Source organism: Mesorhizobium sp. B1-1-5 (assembly GCF_006443065.1).
Classification (GTDB): domain Bacteria; phylum Pseudomonadota; class Alphaproteobacteria; order Rhizobiales; family Rhizobiaceae; genus Mesorhizobium.
The window spans coordinates 1-15,608 of sequence record NZ_VFWS01000120.1; the positions used below are offsets into that span (position 1 = coordinate 1).

18 protein-coding genes, 3 tRNA genes and 2 pseudogenes are annotated in these 15,608 nt (G+C 61.4%); 11 read left to right on the forward strand and 12 right to left on the reverse strand.

The window, feature by feature from the left end; genetic code table 11:
* Positions 1-448 (forward strand): ABC transporter permease (locus FJ980_RS25010; protein ID WP_140546385.1); only part of this gene is annotated, 448 nt, incomplete at its 5' end.
* Here FJ980_RS25010 and FJ980_RS25015 read toward each other — a convergent pair.
* The 3 genes and pseudogenes from FJ980_RS25015 to FJ980_RS25025 form a co-directional block, all read right to left on the reverse strand.
* Positions 439-897: pseudogene (locus FJ980_RS25015) on the reverse strand (ABC transporter permease); the annotation flags it as partial. The gene FJ980_RS25010 and the pseudogene FJ980_RS25015 sit on opposite strands and share 10 nt — an antisense overlap.
* A gap of 2 nt (positions 898-899) precedes the next feature.
* Positions 900-1,745 (reverse strand): ABC transporter permease, encoded by an 846-nt coding sequence (locus FJ980_RS25020; RefSeq protein ID WP_140546386.1) that lies wholly within the window; start codon positions 1,743-1,745, stop codon positions 900-902.
* Between the two features lie 8 nt (positions 1,746-1,753).
* The gene (locus FJ980_RS25025; protein ID WP_140546387.1) at positions 1,754-2,836 is read right to left on the reverse strand and encodes a spermidine/putrescine ABC transporter substrate-binding protein; all 1,083 of its coding nucleotides are present in this window, start codon (positions 2,834-2,836) and stop codon (positions 1,754-1,756) included.
* A gap of 92 nt (positions 2,837-2,928) precedes the next feature.
* Here FJ980_RS25025 and FJ980_RS25030 point away from each other — a divergent pair, with 92 nt between their 5' ends.
* On the forward strand, positions 2,929-3,543 hold the full coding sequence (locus tag FJ980_RS25030) for a TetR/AcrR family transcriptional regulator (RefSeq protein ID WP_140546388.1): 615 nt from the start codon (positions 2,929-2,931) through the stop codon (positions 3,541-3,543).
* A 28-nt stretch (positions 3,544-3,571) separates the two neighbouring features.
* On the opposite strand, the gene FJ980_RS25035 is transcribed toward FJ980_RS25030, so the two are convergent.
* The 3 genes from FJ980_RS25035 to FJ980_RS25045 form a co-directional block, all read right to left on the reverse strand.
* On the reverse strand, positions 3,572-3,772 hold the full coding sequence (locus FJ980_RS25035; RefSeq protein WP_140546389.1) for a DUF2905 domain-containing protein: 201 nt from the start codon (positions 3,770-3,772) through the stop codon (positions 3,572-3,574).
* A 152-nt stretch (positions 3,773-3,924) separates the two neighbouring features.
* Positions 3,925-4,794: a serine protease gene (locus tag FJ980_RS25040; protein ID WP_140546390.1), complete on the reverse strand. Its 870-nt coding sequence runs from the start codon at positions 4,792-4,794 to the stop codon at positions 3,925-3,927.
* 682 nt (positions 4,795-5,476) lie between these two features.
* A tRNA-Thr gene (locus FJ980_RS25045) sits at positions 5,477-5,552 on the reverse strand.
* A gap of 150 nt (positions 5,553-5,702) precedes the next feature.
* Here FJ980_RS25045 and FJ980_RS25050 point away from each other — a divergent pair.
* Together FJ980_RS25050 and FJ980_RS25055 are read left to right on the forward strand one after the other, a co-directional pair.
* A complete protein-coding gene (locus FJ980_RS25050) occupies positions 5,703-5,870 on the forward strand; it encodes a hypothetical protein (protein WP_140546391.1) in 168 nt (55 codons plus the stop codon).
* 204 nt (positions 5,871-6,074) lie between these two features.
* Positions 6,075-6,386: a BA14K family protein gene (locus FJ980_RS25055; protein WP_140546392.1), complete on the forward strand. Its 312-nt coding sequence runs from the start codon at positions 6,075-6,077 to the stop codon at positions 6,384-6,386.
* A 111-nt stretch (positions 6,387-6,497) separates the two neighbouring features.
* Here FJ980_RS25055 and FJ980_RS25060 read toward each other — a convergent pair whose 3' ends face one another.
* The 3 genes from FJ980_RS25060 to bhcR all read right to left on the reverse strand — a co-directional run bounded on the left by FJ980_RS25060 (position 6,498) and on the right by bhcR (position 8,241).
* A complete protein-coding gene (locus tag FJ980_RS25060) occupies positions 6,498-6,917 on the reverse strand; it encodes a hypothetical protein (RefSeq protein WP_140546393.1) in 420 nt (139 codons plus the stop codon).
* A gap of 244 nt (positions 6,918-7,161) precedes the next feature.
* Positions 7,162-7,389, reverse strand: a complete 228-nt coding sequence (locus tag FJ980_RS34785; RefSeq protein WP_181181302.1) for a hypothetical protein — start codon at positions 7,387-7,389, stop codon at positions 7,162-7,164.
* Between the two features lie 30 nt (positions 7,390-7,419).
* A complete protein-coding gene (gene bhcR / locus FJ980_RS25070) occupies positions 7,420-8,241 on the reverse strand; it encodes an HTH-type transcriptional regulator BhcR (protein WP_140546394.1) in 822 nt (273 codons plus the stop codon).
* 202 nt (positions 8,242-8,443) lie between these two features.
* Between bhcR and gcl the strand changes: the two genes are divergently transcribed.
* Genes gcl through FJ980_RS25085 form a run of 3 tightly spaced genes read left to right on the forward strand, consistent with a single transcriptional unit; the run spans position 8,444 to position 12,037 of the window.
* Complete coding sequence (gcl, locus tag FJ980_RS25075; RefSeq protein WP_140546395.1) at positions 8,444-10,225, forward strand: glyoxylate carboligase; 1,782 nt, start codon at positions 8,444-8,446, stop codon at positions 10,223-10,225.
* A gap of 26 nt (positions 10,226-10,251) precedes the next feature.
* Positions 10,252-11,049 (forward strand): hydroxypyruvate isomerase, encoded by a 798-nt coding sequence (hyi, locus tag FJ980_RS25080; protein WP_140546396.1) that lies wholly within the window; start codon positions 10,252-10,254, stop codon positions 11,047-11,049.
* Positions 10,949-12,037, forward strand: a complete 1,089-nt coding sequence (locus FJ980_RS25085) for a 2-hydroxy-3-oxopropionate reductase (RefSeq protein WP_281406340.1) — start codon at positions 10,949-10,951, stop codon at positions 12,035-12,037. The genes hyi and FJ980_RS25085 overlap by 101 nt, the downstream gene beginning before the upstream one ends.
* Before the next feature lie 86 nt (positions 12,038-12,123).
* Here the strand turns inward: FJ980_RS25085 and FJ980_RS25090 are convergent, their stop codons facing one another.
* Positions 12,124-12,984, reverse strand: a complete 861-nt coding sequence (locus FJ980_RS25090; RefSeq protein WP_140546398.1) for an RNA methyltransferase — start codon at positions 12,982-12,984, stop codon at positions 12,124-12,126.
* A 199-nt stretch (positions 12,985-13,183) separates the two neighbouring features.
* Between FJ980_RS25090 and FJ980_RS25095 the strand changes: the two genes are divergently transcribed.
* Positions 13,184-13,268, forward strand: a tRNA-Tyr gene (locus FJ980_RS25095).
* 87 nt (positions 13,269-13,355) lie between these two features.
* Positions 13,356-13,429, forward strand: a tRNA-Gly gene (locus tag FJ980_RS25100).
* Between the two features lie 72 nt (positions 13,430-13,501).
* Here FJ980_RS25100 and FJ980_RS25105 read toward each other — a convergent pair.
* Positions 13,502-13,957 (reverse strand): YidB family protein, encoded by a 456-nt coding sequence (locus FJ980_RS25105; protein ID WP_140546399.1) that lies wholly within the window; start codon positions 13,955-13,957, stop codon positions 13,502-13,504.
* Positions 13,958-14,086: 129 nt separating this feature from the next.
* Between FJ980_RS25105 and FJ980_RS25110 the strand changes: the two genes are divergently transcribed.
* The gene (locus FJ980_RS25110; protein ID WP_140546400.1) at positions 14,087-14,344 is read left to right on the forward strand and encodes a GlsB/YeaQ/YmgE family stress response membrane protein; all 258 of its coding nucleotides are present in this window, start codon (positions 14,087-14,089) and stop codon (positions 14,342-14,344) included.
* Between the two features lie 71 nt (positions 14,345-14,415).
* On the opposite strand, the gene FJ980_RS25115 is transcribed toward FJ980_RS25110, so the two are convergent.
* Positions 14,416-15,303, reverse strand: a complete 888-nt coding sequence (locus tag FJ980_RS25115) for a DMT family transporter (protein ID WP_140546401.1) — start codon at positions 15,301-15,303, stop codon at positions 14,416-14,418.
* Between the two features lie 228 nt (positions 15,304-15,531).
* On the opposite strand from FJ980_RS25115, the pseudogene FJ980_RS25120 reads away from it, so the two are divergent.
* A pseudogene (locus FJ980_RS25120) lies at positions 15,532-15,608 on the forward strand (elongation factor Tu); the annotation flags it as partial.

Genomic DNA, 15,608 nt, shown 5'->3' on the forward strand with positions numbered 1-15,608 from the left:
CGGCGTCATCAACCGGGCGCTGACCGGCATCGGCCTGATCGGCGAGCCGCTCCAGCTTGCCAACACGCGTTTCGCGACCGTCACCGGCTTCGTGCATTTTTTCGTCATGTTGTTGACGCTGACGATCTTCGCCAATCTGAAACAGCTCAGCCCGAGCTACCGCAAGGCTGCCGCCGATCTCGGCGCCGGGCCGGTCCGCACCTTCCTGCATGTCGTGCTGCCGCTGACCTTGCCCGGCATCATGGTCGGCGCCTTCCTCACCTTCGTGCTTTGCATCGGCGACTACATCACGCCGCAGATCCTCGGCGGCAACAACGAGCTGGTCATGCCGCAGCTCGTCATGATGCAGATCGGCCGCCGTGGGGATTTTCCGCTGGCTTCGGCGCTGTCGATCATCCTGATGGCTGTGGTGACCATCGCCTATCTTGCCTGCGCCCGCTGGCTGTAGATGATGGCGAAGCAGAGCGGCAGGTTGATCACGACATGGCCGATGCCGGCGGCCAAGAGCGACTTCGGCACGCCGGCCCAATTGAACAGCACCAGAAGGCCCATGCCGATGATGAGATAGCTGACGGTCAGCGGCAGCGTGATCAGGCCGCGCAGGATGGCCGAGCCCGGCAGCACGAAGCGCGCGAAGCCCCAGGCGGACAGGAAGCCGAGCGTGACCGAAGCGAGCGAGGAGAGCACTGCCACCAGCAGCGAGTTGGCCAGCGCCGAGGTGAGTCGCGCATCCGACATCACCGCCTGGTACCAGCGCAGCGAAGGGCCGGTGAAGGGCGGGATCGGGAAAGAGGTCGCCTGCAGCGAGAACAGCACCAGCACGACCACCGGCAGGAAGATGAAGCCGTATATCGCGATGGCGTAGACCCAGGCGGCGAGGCGGATGGCGGCGCGCATGATCAGGCCCGCTCGATCTTCAGCCAGCGGGCGCAGGCAAGATAGGCGATGGTCACCACAGCCATCAGGATGATCGACAGCGCCGAAGCCAGCGGAAAATCCCCACGGCGGCCGATCTGCATCATGACGAGCTGCGGCATGACCAGCTCGTTGTTGCCGCCGAGGATCTGCGGCGTGATGTAGTCGCCGATGCAAAGCACGAAGGTGAGGAAGGCGCCGACCATGATGCCGGGCAAGGTCAGCGGCAGCACGACATGCAGGAAGGTGCGGACCGGCCCGGCGCCGAGATCGGCGGCAGCCTTGCGGTAGCTCGGGCTGAGCTGTTTCAGATTGGCGAAGATCGTCAGCGTCAACAACATGACGAAAAAATGCACGAAGCCGGTGACGGTCGCGAAACGCGTGTTGGCAAGCTGGAGCGGCTCGCCGATCAGGCCGATGCCGGTCAGCGCCCGGTTGATGACGCCGTTCTGCGCCAGCACCAGCAGCCAGGAATAGGAGCGCACGACGTAGGACGTCCAGAACGGCAGCACCGCCAGCATCAGTGCCAGCCGCTGCCAGCGTTCCGGCACCCTCTCGGCAAGAATCCAGGCAAAGGGATAGGCAAGCAGGATCGAGATCACGGTGACGATCGCCGTCACCTCCAGCGAATTCACCATCGCCCGCCAGTAGGACGGGTCGGTGAAGAACTGGCTGTAGTTGGCTAGAGTGAAGCCGCCGCCTTCATGCGCCGTGAGGCTGGAAAGCCCCATGGCGATGAAGGGCAGGACGAAGAAAGCACATGTCCATGCCAGCGCCGGCGTGACCAGCGCCCAGGGCAGGGCACGCGACTTGTTTCCCGTGGATGCCATCGGCCGATTTACTGCGCCTGCAGCATCTCGGTCCACATATCCTGCATCTTCTTGTCGAGATCGGCGTTCGGCGCCGGATAGGCCTGGGCGCGGGCGAGGAAGCCGGGCTGCTCGTCGAAGCGCAGGATCTTCTTCTGATCGTCGGTCAGCGTCGCCTTGGTGTTGGCCGGCATGCCCCAGTAGCAGGAGGAGGTGGCAAGCCGCGCCTGGCCCTCGGGGCTCATGATGTACTGGATGAATTTCAGCGCCATGCCCTTGTTCTTGGAATCCTTGAACATGGCGAGCGACTGCGACCAGAGCACAGCACCCTCCTTCGGGATCGAGAAGTCGAGCGCCGGATTCTCCTTCGCAAGGCCAGCCGTCACCCATTCGCCGCCGCCGACCAAGATATCCACCTCGCCGGTGGCAAGAGCGGTCTGGCTGGCTGTGACCTCGCCGACCAGCTTGGCATTGGCCTTCATCTTGAGCAGCTCGGCCTTGAGGGCAGGAAGATCGGCCTCGGTGAGGTCGGCCGTCTTCTTGCCGATGGCCAGGGCGGCCATGCCGATCACCGGCAGGTAATAGTCGTAGATCGCGACCTTGCCCTTGTATTTGTCGCTGGTGAGGGAGGCCAGCGACTGCATGTCGGCCGGATCGACCTTGGTCTTGTTGAAGCCGATCGTGTTGTAGCCGAACTTTTCGGTGATGCCGTAGCGCTTGCCGTTAACGACGGTCGACTTATCCATCTTCACTTCCGGGAAGAGGTCGGCGAAGGGCAGCTTGTCCTCGGGCAGCGGCTCGAACAGGCCTTTCTCGACGCCGCGCGGCACGTCGATGCTATCGATCACCATCACGTCCCAGTCGCCGGGCTGCGACTGGTCGACGATGGCGAGCCCTGCGCCGGTGCCTTCGAATTCCTTGACGTTGACCTTGACGTTGTTGGCTTCCTCGAAGGGCTGCAGCAGCGCCGGGTCGGAATGATCGCACCAGATCAGCGCGTTGAGATCGGCGGCCTGTGCGCCGCCCGCCGCGAGAAGCAGAGCCGCGGCCGCACAAGCGGCTGACAGATGGGACTTCAGGGTGGAAAGCGGAGTCCGGGCGGTGATGGTCATCGAGTGTTCTCCCTGCCTTGTGGCTTGTTGGAAGAAAAGTTGAACCAATTCTAAAATTGAGTCAATTATGATTTTGTGGCAGAGAGGCCGATATGAGCGGATTGCGCGAACGGCAGAAGGCGGACCGGCACAGGCGCATCATCGATGCGGCGACGGAGTTGTTCCGCGAGGCCGGCTATGAAGGCGCCAAGATCGAGGCGATCGCAGCGCAAGCCGAAGTCTCGATCGGCACCATCTACAACTACTACCAGAACAAGGGCGACATCCTCGGCGCCATCGTGTCGTTGGAGGTCAATGAGGTGCTGAATGCCGGGCGAGGGGTGGTCGCTAGCCCGCCCGCCAATGTCGGCGACGCGCTGGACACGCTGATCGGCATCTATATCGAGCACTCGCTGAACTATCTGAGCAAGGAGATGTGGCGTCAGGCGATGGCGATCTCGACGCAATTGCCTGACAGCCCCTTCGGCCAGGCCTACACCGCCCTCGACCGGGAACTGACCAGGCAGATCAGCGCGCTGATAGTCCGCCTGCAGGAGATCGGGCTGGTGCGCCCGGACATAGACGGGCCGGCGGTGGGCGAGCTGATCTTCAACAACATGAACATGATGTTCATCGAGTTCGTGAAGCGCGACGGGGCGAAGATACCGGAGCTGCGCGCGGCGATACGAAGGCAGAACAGGATCTTGGTGGCGGCGATTGGGGTATGAGTTCGAAAACGCTACCGCCGAAGTGCCCCTAACGGTTGATCAGCCATACGATCGCCGAGATCACGACGCTGATCAGTATTCCCGTGGTGATGGGAATGTAGAGCCTGAAGTTCTCGCGCTCGATCACGATATCACCAGGCAACCTGCCAAGGCCGATCCGGGCCACCCAGGGCCACAGCAGACCTACGGCAACCAAACTGAGACCAACGATGATCAGTGTTCGCGACATGGCGGCATCCTGCCGGAAATATAGAGCGACGGATCTTGCTGGCGGGGCTGCCTCCTCGCATCGGCGTCACGCCACTAGCGAGCATAACAGGCGTGCTCAGCCGCGTGCGCTCGCGAACAGCGTTTGTTCGAAGGGCATTGCGGGCCTCTCCGCTATAGCCGTGAATAGATAAGATTATCATCCATCAGATGTTTTATAGAAAAGGCATATCCAATTCCCACGTTAGCCTGCCTCTCGATCTCCGCGATCGTGTGTAACATTTGATTTTGACTGGTGATAAAGGCAGCATTTGGGTCAATACCCATAAGGTTTACCCCTCCCATTTTTGTAGATGCTTCAACTATTGCTATATTTTTCTTTATCGCCTCTCGAAGGTCATCGAAAATCCTCGTGAGACCCGTTGCTTTCCGCGTAATAATACCGATCACATCGCCAGTCTCGATATCAAAGAGTGGGCCGCCTGAGTTGCTTACGTTGACACTTGCATCTAATTGCAAGACATTCGCGGGTCCCGATCGATAGAATGATGAAATTATTCCCGAGTGACAGGACAGGTTTTGATGCTCAAAAGGGTATCCGAGAAAAGCCACTGATTGCCCAACGCGATAGCTATCTGGAGTTCGCATCGTGAAAGAGTGGCTATTATCTCTTTGAGTAACTTCAGGTATTTCAAGAATCGAAAAGTCATAATTGTTTTCATCTGATGCGCTCTTTTGCCGGAAGCGAAATTTTTGTCCCTTAATTCTGAAGCCGTCATTCTGACCATCACCCTCTCGTCTGATCCACACGGTGCAACCCGCTGGGACCTTGGCGACATGAGAGTTCGTTATGAGGTATCCATAGCTGGAGAACGCCGTTCCACTGGCAATTCGGTTGCCGTAATCATCAAGGCAAACGATATGGAAGACTCCGGATCGGATTCGATCGATTGTGTCGGAAAGTGCCATTGCGACTTGACTACCATATTGTCCCGCCGGACCATGCGGAATTCCTTTTACGGCTCGCAACTGCGGTTTGCTCACGATCCCGGAGCGGTGCGAGCAAGCCGTTGACGCTAGCAGCGGTCATTCGAACAGGCGCTAGTCTAGCGCTGTAGACCGAAGACGAATTTCCAGGGAAATTCAACCATCAATGACGCCATCACCGCTAATGTAGGCAGGCGGGGGAATTCCAAGGGTTAATTTGCGCCATACGTAGTCGCATGGTGCTCTGAGAGCTAGGCTCGGCAGGGAACGAAAGCCACACCTTGTCCATATTCATAGTATGAACAGCTTGGGTTGTTCAGGATTACTTGAACCTGATCGGGTCGTGCCTGAGCGCAAACTTGCATCGCATGTACTATCTGGGCGTTGCTGCGTGCGCCAGCCATGCCCACATAAAATTCATTCTGGGGTTCGCCATACCATCGAGCTTGCCAACACGTCTCTACAGGAATGGCGTTCGCAGCCGTGATAATTCCAAATGCAGCCAGCAATACAGATAAACGTAATGCGCGCATTGAAATTTTCCTCCCCAAGTATGTTTCGAGATATTAGTTGCGACGCAGCTAATTTGCAAGCGTCGCCACATGCCGGAGGGCTGCGGCAACTGCGCAGATTGCGACTGTCTTTCAGTAAGGTGAGAAGTTCGGCGCTTCGCATAGCGTCGGCCCTTCGTCTAACGATCTTCGGGTGGCCTCCCACCCGAAGCTCGAAGAGCGAAGGGTGGTGCCCCCGGCAGGGATCGAACCCGCGACCTTCGGCTTACAAAACCGCTGCTCTACCAGCTGAGCTACAAGGGCACGGCGCTCCGGTAGCACATTTGGTGCGCCAGTAAAGACAAAACTCCGTTTTGGGTTGCCAATGGATGCCGTGGCTTAGCCGGCATGCTGAAAAGCGCTGCGCCGCTTCCTACATATTTCTTGGGTGCAATCGCATCGAACGGGTGCCGCATGATCAGATTCGTCATCATCCTGCCGCTCATCGTCGTGACTTGGCTTCTCTTGGTGAAGGTCATCGGCGATCTGAAGAAGGCCAACATCGACTGGACCGGCGTCGCCACCTTCGTCGGCTTCATCGTGCTGGCTTTCTGGCTGAGGCACATCACGGGGATGGGATGAAGTGAGCGAGTAGCGAATAGCGAGTAGCGAATAGAGGATTTGCATTCAGCATATCCCCACTTTCGCTACTCGCCATTCGCTACTCCCTATTCGCTCAATCCCGGCGAAAAAAATCGCGAAAATACTTCGAACCTTTTTCCGGGCCGCAGCGACAGACGATCAAGAGGCGGATGGTTCGCCTCTCCACCGAAACAGGAGATCGTCATGTTCAAGCGCACCATCGTTTCCGGCCTCATCGCCACCACCGTCGCCGCCGGCTCGCTCGTCGGCACCGTTCAGCCTTCGGCCGCCCACGACCATCATCACCGCCGCGAGCTCGGCATCGGCATCGCCGCCGGCGTTGGCGGTTTCGTTCTCGGCAGCCTGCTTGCCCAGCAGCAGCCCCGCACCGTCTATGTCGAGGACGACGGCTACGACTCGATCCACGTCCGCCGCTGCTATGCCCGTTACGCCAGCTACGACGAGCGCACCGACACCTATATGAGCTACGACGGCCCGCGTTATTGCAGGCTCTAGGAGGGAGCTGAACAAACGGCTGGAAAGAGGGGCTGCGCGCAGCCCCTTTTCTTGCGTTGAGCATCCGCCTGATTGGCTTGATTTGAAGCGGACGTTTCCGCCTCCAGCGATTCAGGAATTCGGCTTCAGCTCCGGCATTGCCAATCCCGCCGCCTTGCAGGCGCCGATGACTGAAACGCCATTTATTGCAACGAGTTCAAAGCTGTTTCCGGCATCGGGATAGATCTTGCCGATGAAAGGCTCGTTGCCGCCGGGAGAGCCCTTGTCGTCCACATAGCCGCACGCCACGATCTCGTGGCGGCCGTTCAAACTGCGCTCGCCAGCGAGCATAGTCCCGAATTTCGCAGCGATAGGGTTCTTCAAATGCTGGCGGACGCCTGCGGTGATGATCTCCTCCAGGGCCAGCGAGATCGGAACGGGATCGACCAGTGGGCTGCTGCTGGGGTTGCCGTTCGGTTCGACCGGCGGCGGTGCCGCCGCCACGCATCCGCAAAGTGAGGCGGCGGATAGGAGGTAAAGTGTTTTCCGCATCCGTGCCCTTTCGCATGCATGCCGACGGCGCGGCAAGACGGTCAAGCCCGGCGTCCGGACTGGCTATTGTCTGTCGGTCTTGCCGAGCACCAACGATGTACAGCGATTTTGCAAGCGTTTAGTCTGGCTTTGACGGCATCGAGGGGAGGGTCGCTTGGACAATCAGGATCCCAAGGAAGAACGGGTCGAACCGGTTTTCCGCAACGGCACTATCACCATCGTCGGCATCCTGCTGGCGTTCTCGCTAGGCTTCATCACCCATTGGGCGGCCAACCCGATCCCATGGCAGACCTACCATCTGATTGCCGTCCTGCCGATCCTGGTCGGCATTGCGCTGCAGATCCGGGCGCTGGCCATTTTGCTCGACATTAAATCGCTGCAGCGAAGCATTCATGACCGCGCCAGTCGGATATTCCTCGCCGGCCTCATTTTCGCGGCCTGTGGCGGCGATCCTGCTCGATTTCTTCGACATATCGGCAAAGAGCGCCTTGCCGGGCGCGTCCTAATACGCTTTCACGCCGCCGATCATCTTCGTCACTTCGACCGCGGCGTCGCGCACCAGTGGACCGATCTCGGCCAGCCGCTCGGGCGTGACCCGCACCGTCGGTCCGGACACCGAAACGCCGCCGAGCGGCTCGCCGAACTCGTTGAAGATGGCGGCGGCCACGCAGCGCATGCCGGGGTGGCGCTCCTCGTCGTCGACCGACCAGCCGCGATGCTTGATAACGGCCAGATCATGGGCCAGCGCCGAGATGTCGGAAAGCGTCTTGTCCGTGTAGCGCTGCAGGCCCGCCTTGCGCAGGATAGCGGCGACCCGTTCCGGCTCGAGATGCGCCAGCACCGCCTTGCCGATGCCGGAAGCATGAAAGGGGCTGCGCGTGCCCGGCCGGAAAAAAGCGCGGATCGCCTGGTGCGTCTCGACCTGGCTGACGAAGACGACGCAATCGTCCTCGGCGACGCCGAGATTGGCGGTCTCGCCGGTCTTTTCCATCAATTCCTGCATGACGATGCGCGCGCGGTCGACCAGCTTGCGCCGGCGCAGGAAGGCTGCGCCCATGCGGTAGGTCTCGACGCCCACGGACCAGAGCTGGTCGCTCGTGTCGAACTCGACCATGCCGTGGTTCTCCAGCGTCGTCAGCATGCGATAGGCGGTCGAGGCGGCAATGCCGCTTTGCGCCGCGATCTCGCTCAGCGACAAGCCGCTGGCCTCGGCAACGATCGCCAGGATCCGCAGCGCCCGGTCGAGCGACTGCACCGAGGCCGCTTCGGATGGGCCGTTGAAGGCGCGCGGCCGGCCGCGCTGGCGTTTTTCCGTCGTTTCCATACCGGCCATTCTCGCCGATTTGACATCGCATGCAATGAAAAAGTTTTTCAGTGGTGGCCATGAGAGATTTTTTGGAAAAGGAAAAGTGAAGCGAAATCAGCCGACAACGGCGGTTTTCTAGAAATGAAAAAATATTCTGAAAAAATTGAAAAATCGAACGCACGCTGTCATTGTCAAGCCAACCAACGAATGGAGGCTCACCATGGCCAGGATGCGCGCTGTCGACGCTGCGGTTCTCGTTCTCGAAAAGGAAGGCATCACCAATGCCTTCGGTGTGCCGGGCGCGGCGATCAATCCGCTCTATTCGGCGCTGAAGGCGCGCGGCACCATCCGCCATGTGCTGGCGCGCCATGTCGAAGGCGCCTCGCACATGGCGGAAGGCTATACGCGGGCCAAGGCCGGCAATATCGGGCTCTGCATCGGCACTTCCGGTCCGGCCGGCACCGACATGATCACCGGCCTCTATTCGGCCTCGGCGGATTCTATTCCCATCCTCTGCATCACCGGGCAGGCGCCGCGCGCCCGCCTCAACAAGGAGGATTTCCAGGCCGTCGACATCGCCTCGATCGCCGCGCCGGTCGCCAAATGGGCCGTCACCGTCATGGAGCCCTATCTGGTGCCGATGACGCTGCAGAAGGCCTTCCATCTGATGCGCTCCTCGCGGCCCGGCCCGGTTCTGGTCGACCTGCCGGTCGACGTGCAGCTTGCCGAGATCGAATTCGATATCGACGCCTATGAGCCGCTCGCTCCCTTCAAGCCGGCGATAACGCGTGCCCAGGCCGAGAAGGCGCTGGCGATGCTCAACGAGGCTGAAAAGCCGCTGATCGTCGCCGGTGGCGGCATCATCAACGCCGACGCGTCCGACCTTTTGATCGAATTCGCCGAAGTCACCGGCGTGCCGGTCATCCCGACGCTGATGGGCTGGGGCGCGATCCCCGACGACCACCGGCTGATGGCCGGCATGTGCGGCCTGCAGACCTCGCATCGCTACGGCAATGCGACGATGCTTGAAGCCGATTTCGTCTTCGGCATCGGCAACCGTTGGGCCAACCGCCATACCGGTTCAGTCGACGTCTACACCAAGGGGAAAAAATTCATCCATGTCGACATCGAGCCGACCCAAATCGGCCGCGTCTTCGCGCCGGATCTAGGCCTCGTCTCGGATGCGGGTGCCGCGCTGAAGATCCTGCTCGACGTCGCCACCGAATGGCGCACCGCCGGCAAGCTGCGCGACTGGTCGGGCTGGGCGAAGGAGTGCCAGCAGCGCAAGAAGACCATGAAGCGCAAGACGCACTTCGAGCAGGTGCCGCTGAAGCCGCAGCGCGTCTATGAGGAGATGAACAAGGCGTTTGCCCGCGACACCACCTATGTCACCACGATCGGCCTGTCGCAGATCGCCGGCGCGCAGTTCCTGCATGTCTACAAGCCGCGCAACTGGATCAATTGCGGCCAGGCCGGCCCGCTGGGCTGGACGCTGCCGGCGGCACTCGGCGTGCGCGCAGCGGATCCGGATCGCGACATCGTCGCGCTTTCCGGCGACTATGATTTCCAGTTCATGATCGAGGAGCTGGCCGTCGGCGCCCAGCACAAGCTGCCTTACATCCACGTCGTCGTGAACAACGCCTATCTCGGACTGATCCGCCAGGCGCAGCGTGGCTTCTCGATGGACTATGAAGTGAGCCTCGCCTTCGAGAACGTCAACCGCGCCGGCGATCCGGAGGCCGGCTACGGCGTCGATCATGTCGCGGTGGCGGAGGCGATGGGCTGCAAGGCGGTCCGCGTCAAGAAGCCCGAGGAATTTGCCGGCGCCTTCAAGGAGGCGCAGCGGCTGATGAAGGAGCACCAGGTTCCGGTCGTGCTGGAATTCATCCTCGAGCGCGTCACCAACATTTCCATGGGCACGGAAATCGACAAGGTCACCGAATTCGAGGAGCTTGCCGAGCGCAATGAGGATGCGCCGACGGCCATCATGATGTTGGATTGAGTTCAGGCGGACGAAGGAGAAAAAGAATGCCGCGTTTTTCAGCCAATCTCTCGATGCTCTTCGGCGAGCACGAGTTCCTCGATCGTTTCGATGCCGCCGCCCGCGCGGGCTTCAAGGGCATCGAATATATCGGCCCATATGACCATGCCCCGGATGTGGTAGCGGCGCGGCTGAAGAAGAACGGCCTGACGCAGGTTCTCTTCAACCTGCCGGCCGGCGACTGGGCGAAGGGCGAACGCGGCATCGCCGTCTTGCCCGACCGGGTGCCGGAATTCCGCCAGGGCGTCGCCAAGGCGATCACCTACGCCCATGCGCTGGGCTGCGAGCAGATCAACTGCCTCGCCGGCATCGCGCCGCAGGGCGCCGACCGCACGGTTCTGGAGAACGTCTTTGCCGAGAACCTCGCTTTCGCGGCCGAGAAGCTGGAGCAGGCCGGCATCAGGCTGCTGATCGAGCCGATCAACACCCGCGACATCCCCGGCTTCTTCCTGAATTATTCCGACCAGGCGCTGGCGCTGATCGACCGCATCGGCTCGAAGAACCTGTTCCTGCAATACGACATCTACCACATGCAGATCATGGAGGGGGATCTCGCCCGTACAATCGAGGCAAACCTTCCCCGCATCGCGCATATCCAGCTTGCGGACAATCCCGGCCGTCACGAGCCGGGGACGGGCGAGATCAACTATCCCTTCCTCTGCGATCACATCGACCGCCTCGGCTATTCCGGCTGGATCGGCGCCGAATACAAGCCGAAAGCAGGCACCGAAGCCGGGCTCGGCTGGTTCCGCGAATTCGCCGGGCAGGGGAGCGCGGCGGCTTAGAGCCGGCGGTGAAACTGCTGATCTCCCGCCTCGTGGGAGATGGCCGGCAGGCCAGAGGGGGGCGCGAAGAAACGCGACCTCGACAATTACGACGGAGAACAACATGGAAACCATCGGCTTCATCGGCCTCGGCATAATGGGCGCGCCGATGGCGGGCCATCTTCTCGATGCCGGCCATGCGGTCGTCGCCAGCGACCATCGCTCCAAGCCGCCCGCCGATCTCCTCGCCAGGGGCCTGAAGACCGTTTCCGGCCACGACGCCGTGGCCAAGGCCGCCGACATCATCATCACCATGGTGCCCGATACGCCGCAGGTCGCCGACGTGCTGTTCGGCGAGAACGGCGTCGCCTCTGGTCTCACAAAGGGCAAGCTCGTCATCGACATGAGCTCGATCTCGCCGATCGCCACCAAGGAATTCGCCAAGAAGATCAACGAACTTGGCTGCGACTATCTCGATGCGCCGGTGTCAGGCGGCGAGGTCGGCGCCAAGGCGGCGTCGCTCACTATTATGGTCGGCGGCGAGGAGAAGGCGTTCGAACGCGCCAGGCCGATCTTCGAGAAGATGGGCAAGAACATCACGCTGGTCGGACCGAACGGAGTCGGCCAGACCACCAAGGTCGCCAACCAGATCGTCGTGGCGCTGACCATCGAAGCCGTCGGCGAAGCGCTGGTCTTCGCCTCGAAGGCGGGCGCCGATCCGGCCAAGGTAAGGCAGGCGCTGATGGGCGGGCTCGCCGCCTCGCGCATCCTCGAAGTGCATGGCGAGCGCATGATCAAACGCACCTTCGCGCCCGGCTTCCGCATCGAGCTGCACCAGAAGGACCTCAACCTCGCGCTGGAAGGCGCCAAGGCGCTCGGCGTCTCGCTGCCCAACACCTCGACCACGCAGCAGCTCTTCAATTCCTGCGCCGCCAATGGCGGCGCCAAGGAGGATCACTCGGCGCTGGTGAGAGCGCTGGAGCGGATGGCGGGACATGAAGTGGGATAGGAGTGAGTAGGAATTAGTGAGTAGTCAGTAGTCAGTAGTCAGTAGTTAGTAAGATTTCGTGCTCACTACTCACTACTCACTACTCACTACTCACTCACCAAGAACTTCCTCGCCGCATAAAGGCTCACCGCCGCCGCGTTCGATACGTTCAGCGAGTGGATCGCGCCTGGCATGTCGAGGCGGGCGAGCGTCGTCACCGTCTCGCGCGTTTTCTGGCGCAGGCCTTTGCCTTCCGCGCCCAGCACCAGCGCGATCCTCTCGCCGGCGAAGGTCTTCTCCAGTTCGGCCGGCCCTTCGGAATCGAGCCCGATGGTCTGGAAACCGGCCTCGTGCAGCTGTCCCAGCGCATCGGCGAGGTTCTTCACCTCGATCTGGTCGATATGCTCGAGCGCGCCGGAGGCGGATTTGGCCAGCACGCCCGATTCCTGCGGGCTGTGGCGGGCAGTCGTGATCAGCGCGCCGGCGCCGAAGGCGACCGCGGAGCGCAGGATCGCGCCGACATTGTGCGGGTCGGTCACCTGGTCGAGCACCAGCACCAGCGTTGTGTCGCCAAGCGCGTCGAGACGCTTCGGCTTGAGCGGCTCGGCTTCGATCAGCACGCCCTGATGCACAGCGTCCGACCCGGTGATCCTGTCGATGTCCTTCGGCTCGACCAGCTCGGCCTTGAAGGGCAGGGCGGCAAGGTCGCCGATCGCCAGCCGTTCGGCGGCGTTGCGCGTCACCAGCATCGTCCTGATCTTGCGCCGCGGGTTGTCGAGCGCGGCCCGTACGGTATGCAGGCCGTAAAGCCGCACCAGCCCGTCGGCGGCAGCCTCGCCCGGCGGCACCGGCTGGCGCGGCCGGAATGCCGGCGGCCCGCCCGCCTTCTGGTCGCGATGCGCGCGCCTCAGCTTGGCGTAGTGGGTGTCCTTGCGCGTGCCGGACTTGTTGCTTTTATCGTCGCTCATGGCGGCCTCTATAGCCGTCCCGTCCGGCTAAGGATATGGGCTGGACAAATGAATGCCGAACATCCTCGAAAAACCCTGGCCGCGCCGGTTGACACCCACCGGCCTTGCCGCCATAAGGCGCTTCGCTGATTTCGGAGAACATCTTACTCGGGCTTCGGATCGGCGAAAATGCCTCGTTGCATGGCTCCGGCGGCAGACTGGAGAGGTGCCCGAGTGGTTAAAGGGGACGGACTGTAAATCCGTTGGCTTAGCCTACGTTGGTTCGAATCCAACCCTCTCCACCACTGCCGGCCCGGAAGCCCTGAAACGAAAAGTCTCGGACCGAAAGTGCATGGCGCTTTTCGGATGAATCCGGTACCTCAGTGCAAGGCGCGGGTATAGCTCAGTGGTAGAGCAGCAGCCTTCCAAGCTGAATATGCGGGTTCGATTCCCGCTACCCGCTCCAGATTTCTTCCCGCGGAACCTCAAATGAAACGCCGCGCGCCGTGGCACGCGGCGTGCTAGCAGGCCGCTTCACTTAGCTGTTGAAAGCCGAGGCGACCTGATGGTTCTGCGGCACTTGGCCGTTCGGCGTCAGCTTGTCGACAATGCCGGGCAGCGCCGTGGAGAGCTGCTGCAGCAATTCCTGCTCGTTCATGCCGGTGCGCTGCGCGATCTCGCGGATCACCGCCGGGCCGAGCGCCGAGCCGAGATCGTTTGCGTTGATCGACTGGTTCTGGCCGGTGCCGACCCAGGAGTCGGCGACGTTGCCATGGCCTGCATTCTTCAGCCTGTCGAGCAGTCCGCCAAGGCCGCCGAGCAGGCCGCCATCGGCGGACGCGTCGGTTCCTGCGGGCGTCGGCGTCGGCGCTTGCGGCGCGGCCGCCTCTTCGCTTCTGCCGCTCAGCATCTTGCCGACCAAAAGCGCGCCGAGCGCGATCATCAGGGGTTTGGTGATATTGCCGCCTGGAACGGCATTGTCGAAAAGGCCCATCGTGGATCTCCTTGTCCAGCCAAGTCCGCCCGGCCCCAGAATGGCGCAAACGGGCGGAATTTCAAGCTGTCTTGAGCTTTTGACAATCATATGACCATGATGGCGCGGCAGGGGAATTTGGAGGGAATAATGGGCATTATCAGCTGGATCATTCTGGGCATCGTTGCCGGCTTCATCGGCAGCAAGATCGTCAACAAGACCGGTCAGGGCATGATCATGGATATCGTGCTCGGCATTGTCGGCGCCATTGTCGGCGGGGTCATCTTCAGCGCCTTCGGCGCGTCGGGCGTCACCGGCCTCAACATCTGGAGCCTGATCGTGGCCGTCATCGGCTCTGTCATCGTGCTCTGGGCCTATCACCAGTTTTCCGGCAAGCGCACGCTGTAGAAGGCCAGGAAACAGCCGGTAGGCTGCTGGAGGTCGACCCGACCGGGTCGACCTAGGCTGGAGGCGCGCCGTCAGGCGACCATGGCCAGCCGGCGTTTTCTTTCGTCGAGCGAGACGATGGCGAGACCGCTGGCCATCACCAGCAGGATGCCGCAGACGGCGAGCGCGTTGGGGAATTGCCCGAACACCAGCAGGCCCGAAATGACCGCCCAGACGGTGAAGCAGTAATAGAAGGGCGCGACCGCGCTTGTCGGCCCGACCCGGTAGGCCATGAAGATGAAGAAATGGCCGAAGATCAGGAACAGGCCCGCTCCGGCGATCAGGAGCAGATGATGTCCTTCGGGCCTTACCCATTGCTCGGAGACAAGGTGCGCCGCGCCTGAGCCGGCCAGCACCACCACGACCGCGGAGATGGCGACGATCATGCCCGGCACCTCGGCGCCGACCCTGCGTCCGGCAAGGTCGCGTACCGCCGCGAAGGCGGCGTTGCCGAGCGCCAGCAGGGCGAAAAGCGAAATACCCTGCATCGTCGGCTGCGCCACCATGAGCGCCCCGACAAAGCCAAGGCCGATCAGCGCCATGCGCGTGGCGCCGATCTTTTCGCCGAACAGCATCGAGGAGCCGACCAGCACGATGAGCGGTGTGACTTGCCCGAGCGCGGTGGAATCCGCGATCTGCATGTTGGCTAAAGCCACGACGTAACACAGGATCGCCAGTAGCTCGAACAGGTTGCGGCGCAGCACCTTGCGTTCGAAGAGCAGCGGGATCTGCCTGGCGTAGCCAAGCATCAGAAGCAGCGGCACGCCCCACAGCGTGGCGGCAGCACCCCGCAACAGGAGGACTTCATAAGGCGGCAATCCGACGGTGGCGAGCTTCATCATCGTGTCGTTGACGAGGTAGGACCCCGTCGAGACGATCATGAACAGCGGGCCGCGGATATTGGATGGAATGAACTGCATCCGGCGAACAAGATCAGAGCGGCGTCGTGGCGGCAATGGGCCAGCCGGGAGCCTTTGATTTTACACGCGGCAGCCCTATATCCGCGCCATATCCCACCGAAATCGACCATTGGTTCGGGTCGAGCAAGAATCCGCTCAGCCACAAGGTACTTGTGTTTTTAAGCGGTTGTCGCTAATCGCCCCGCATTCGACTGAACTGAAGGTCAAGGCCGTCCAAGGAAAGAGACTATGGCAAAAGGTAAATTCGAGCGCACCAAGCCGCATGTGAACATTGGCACGATCGGTCACGTCGATCATGGCAAGAC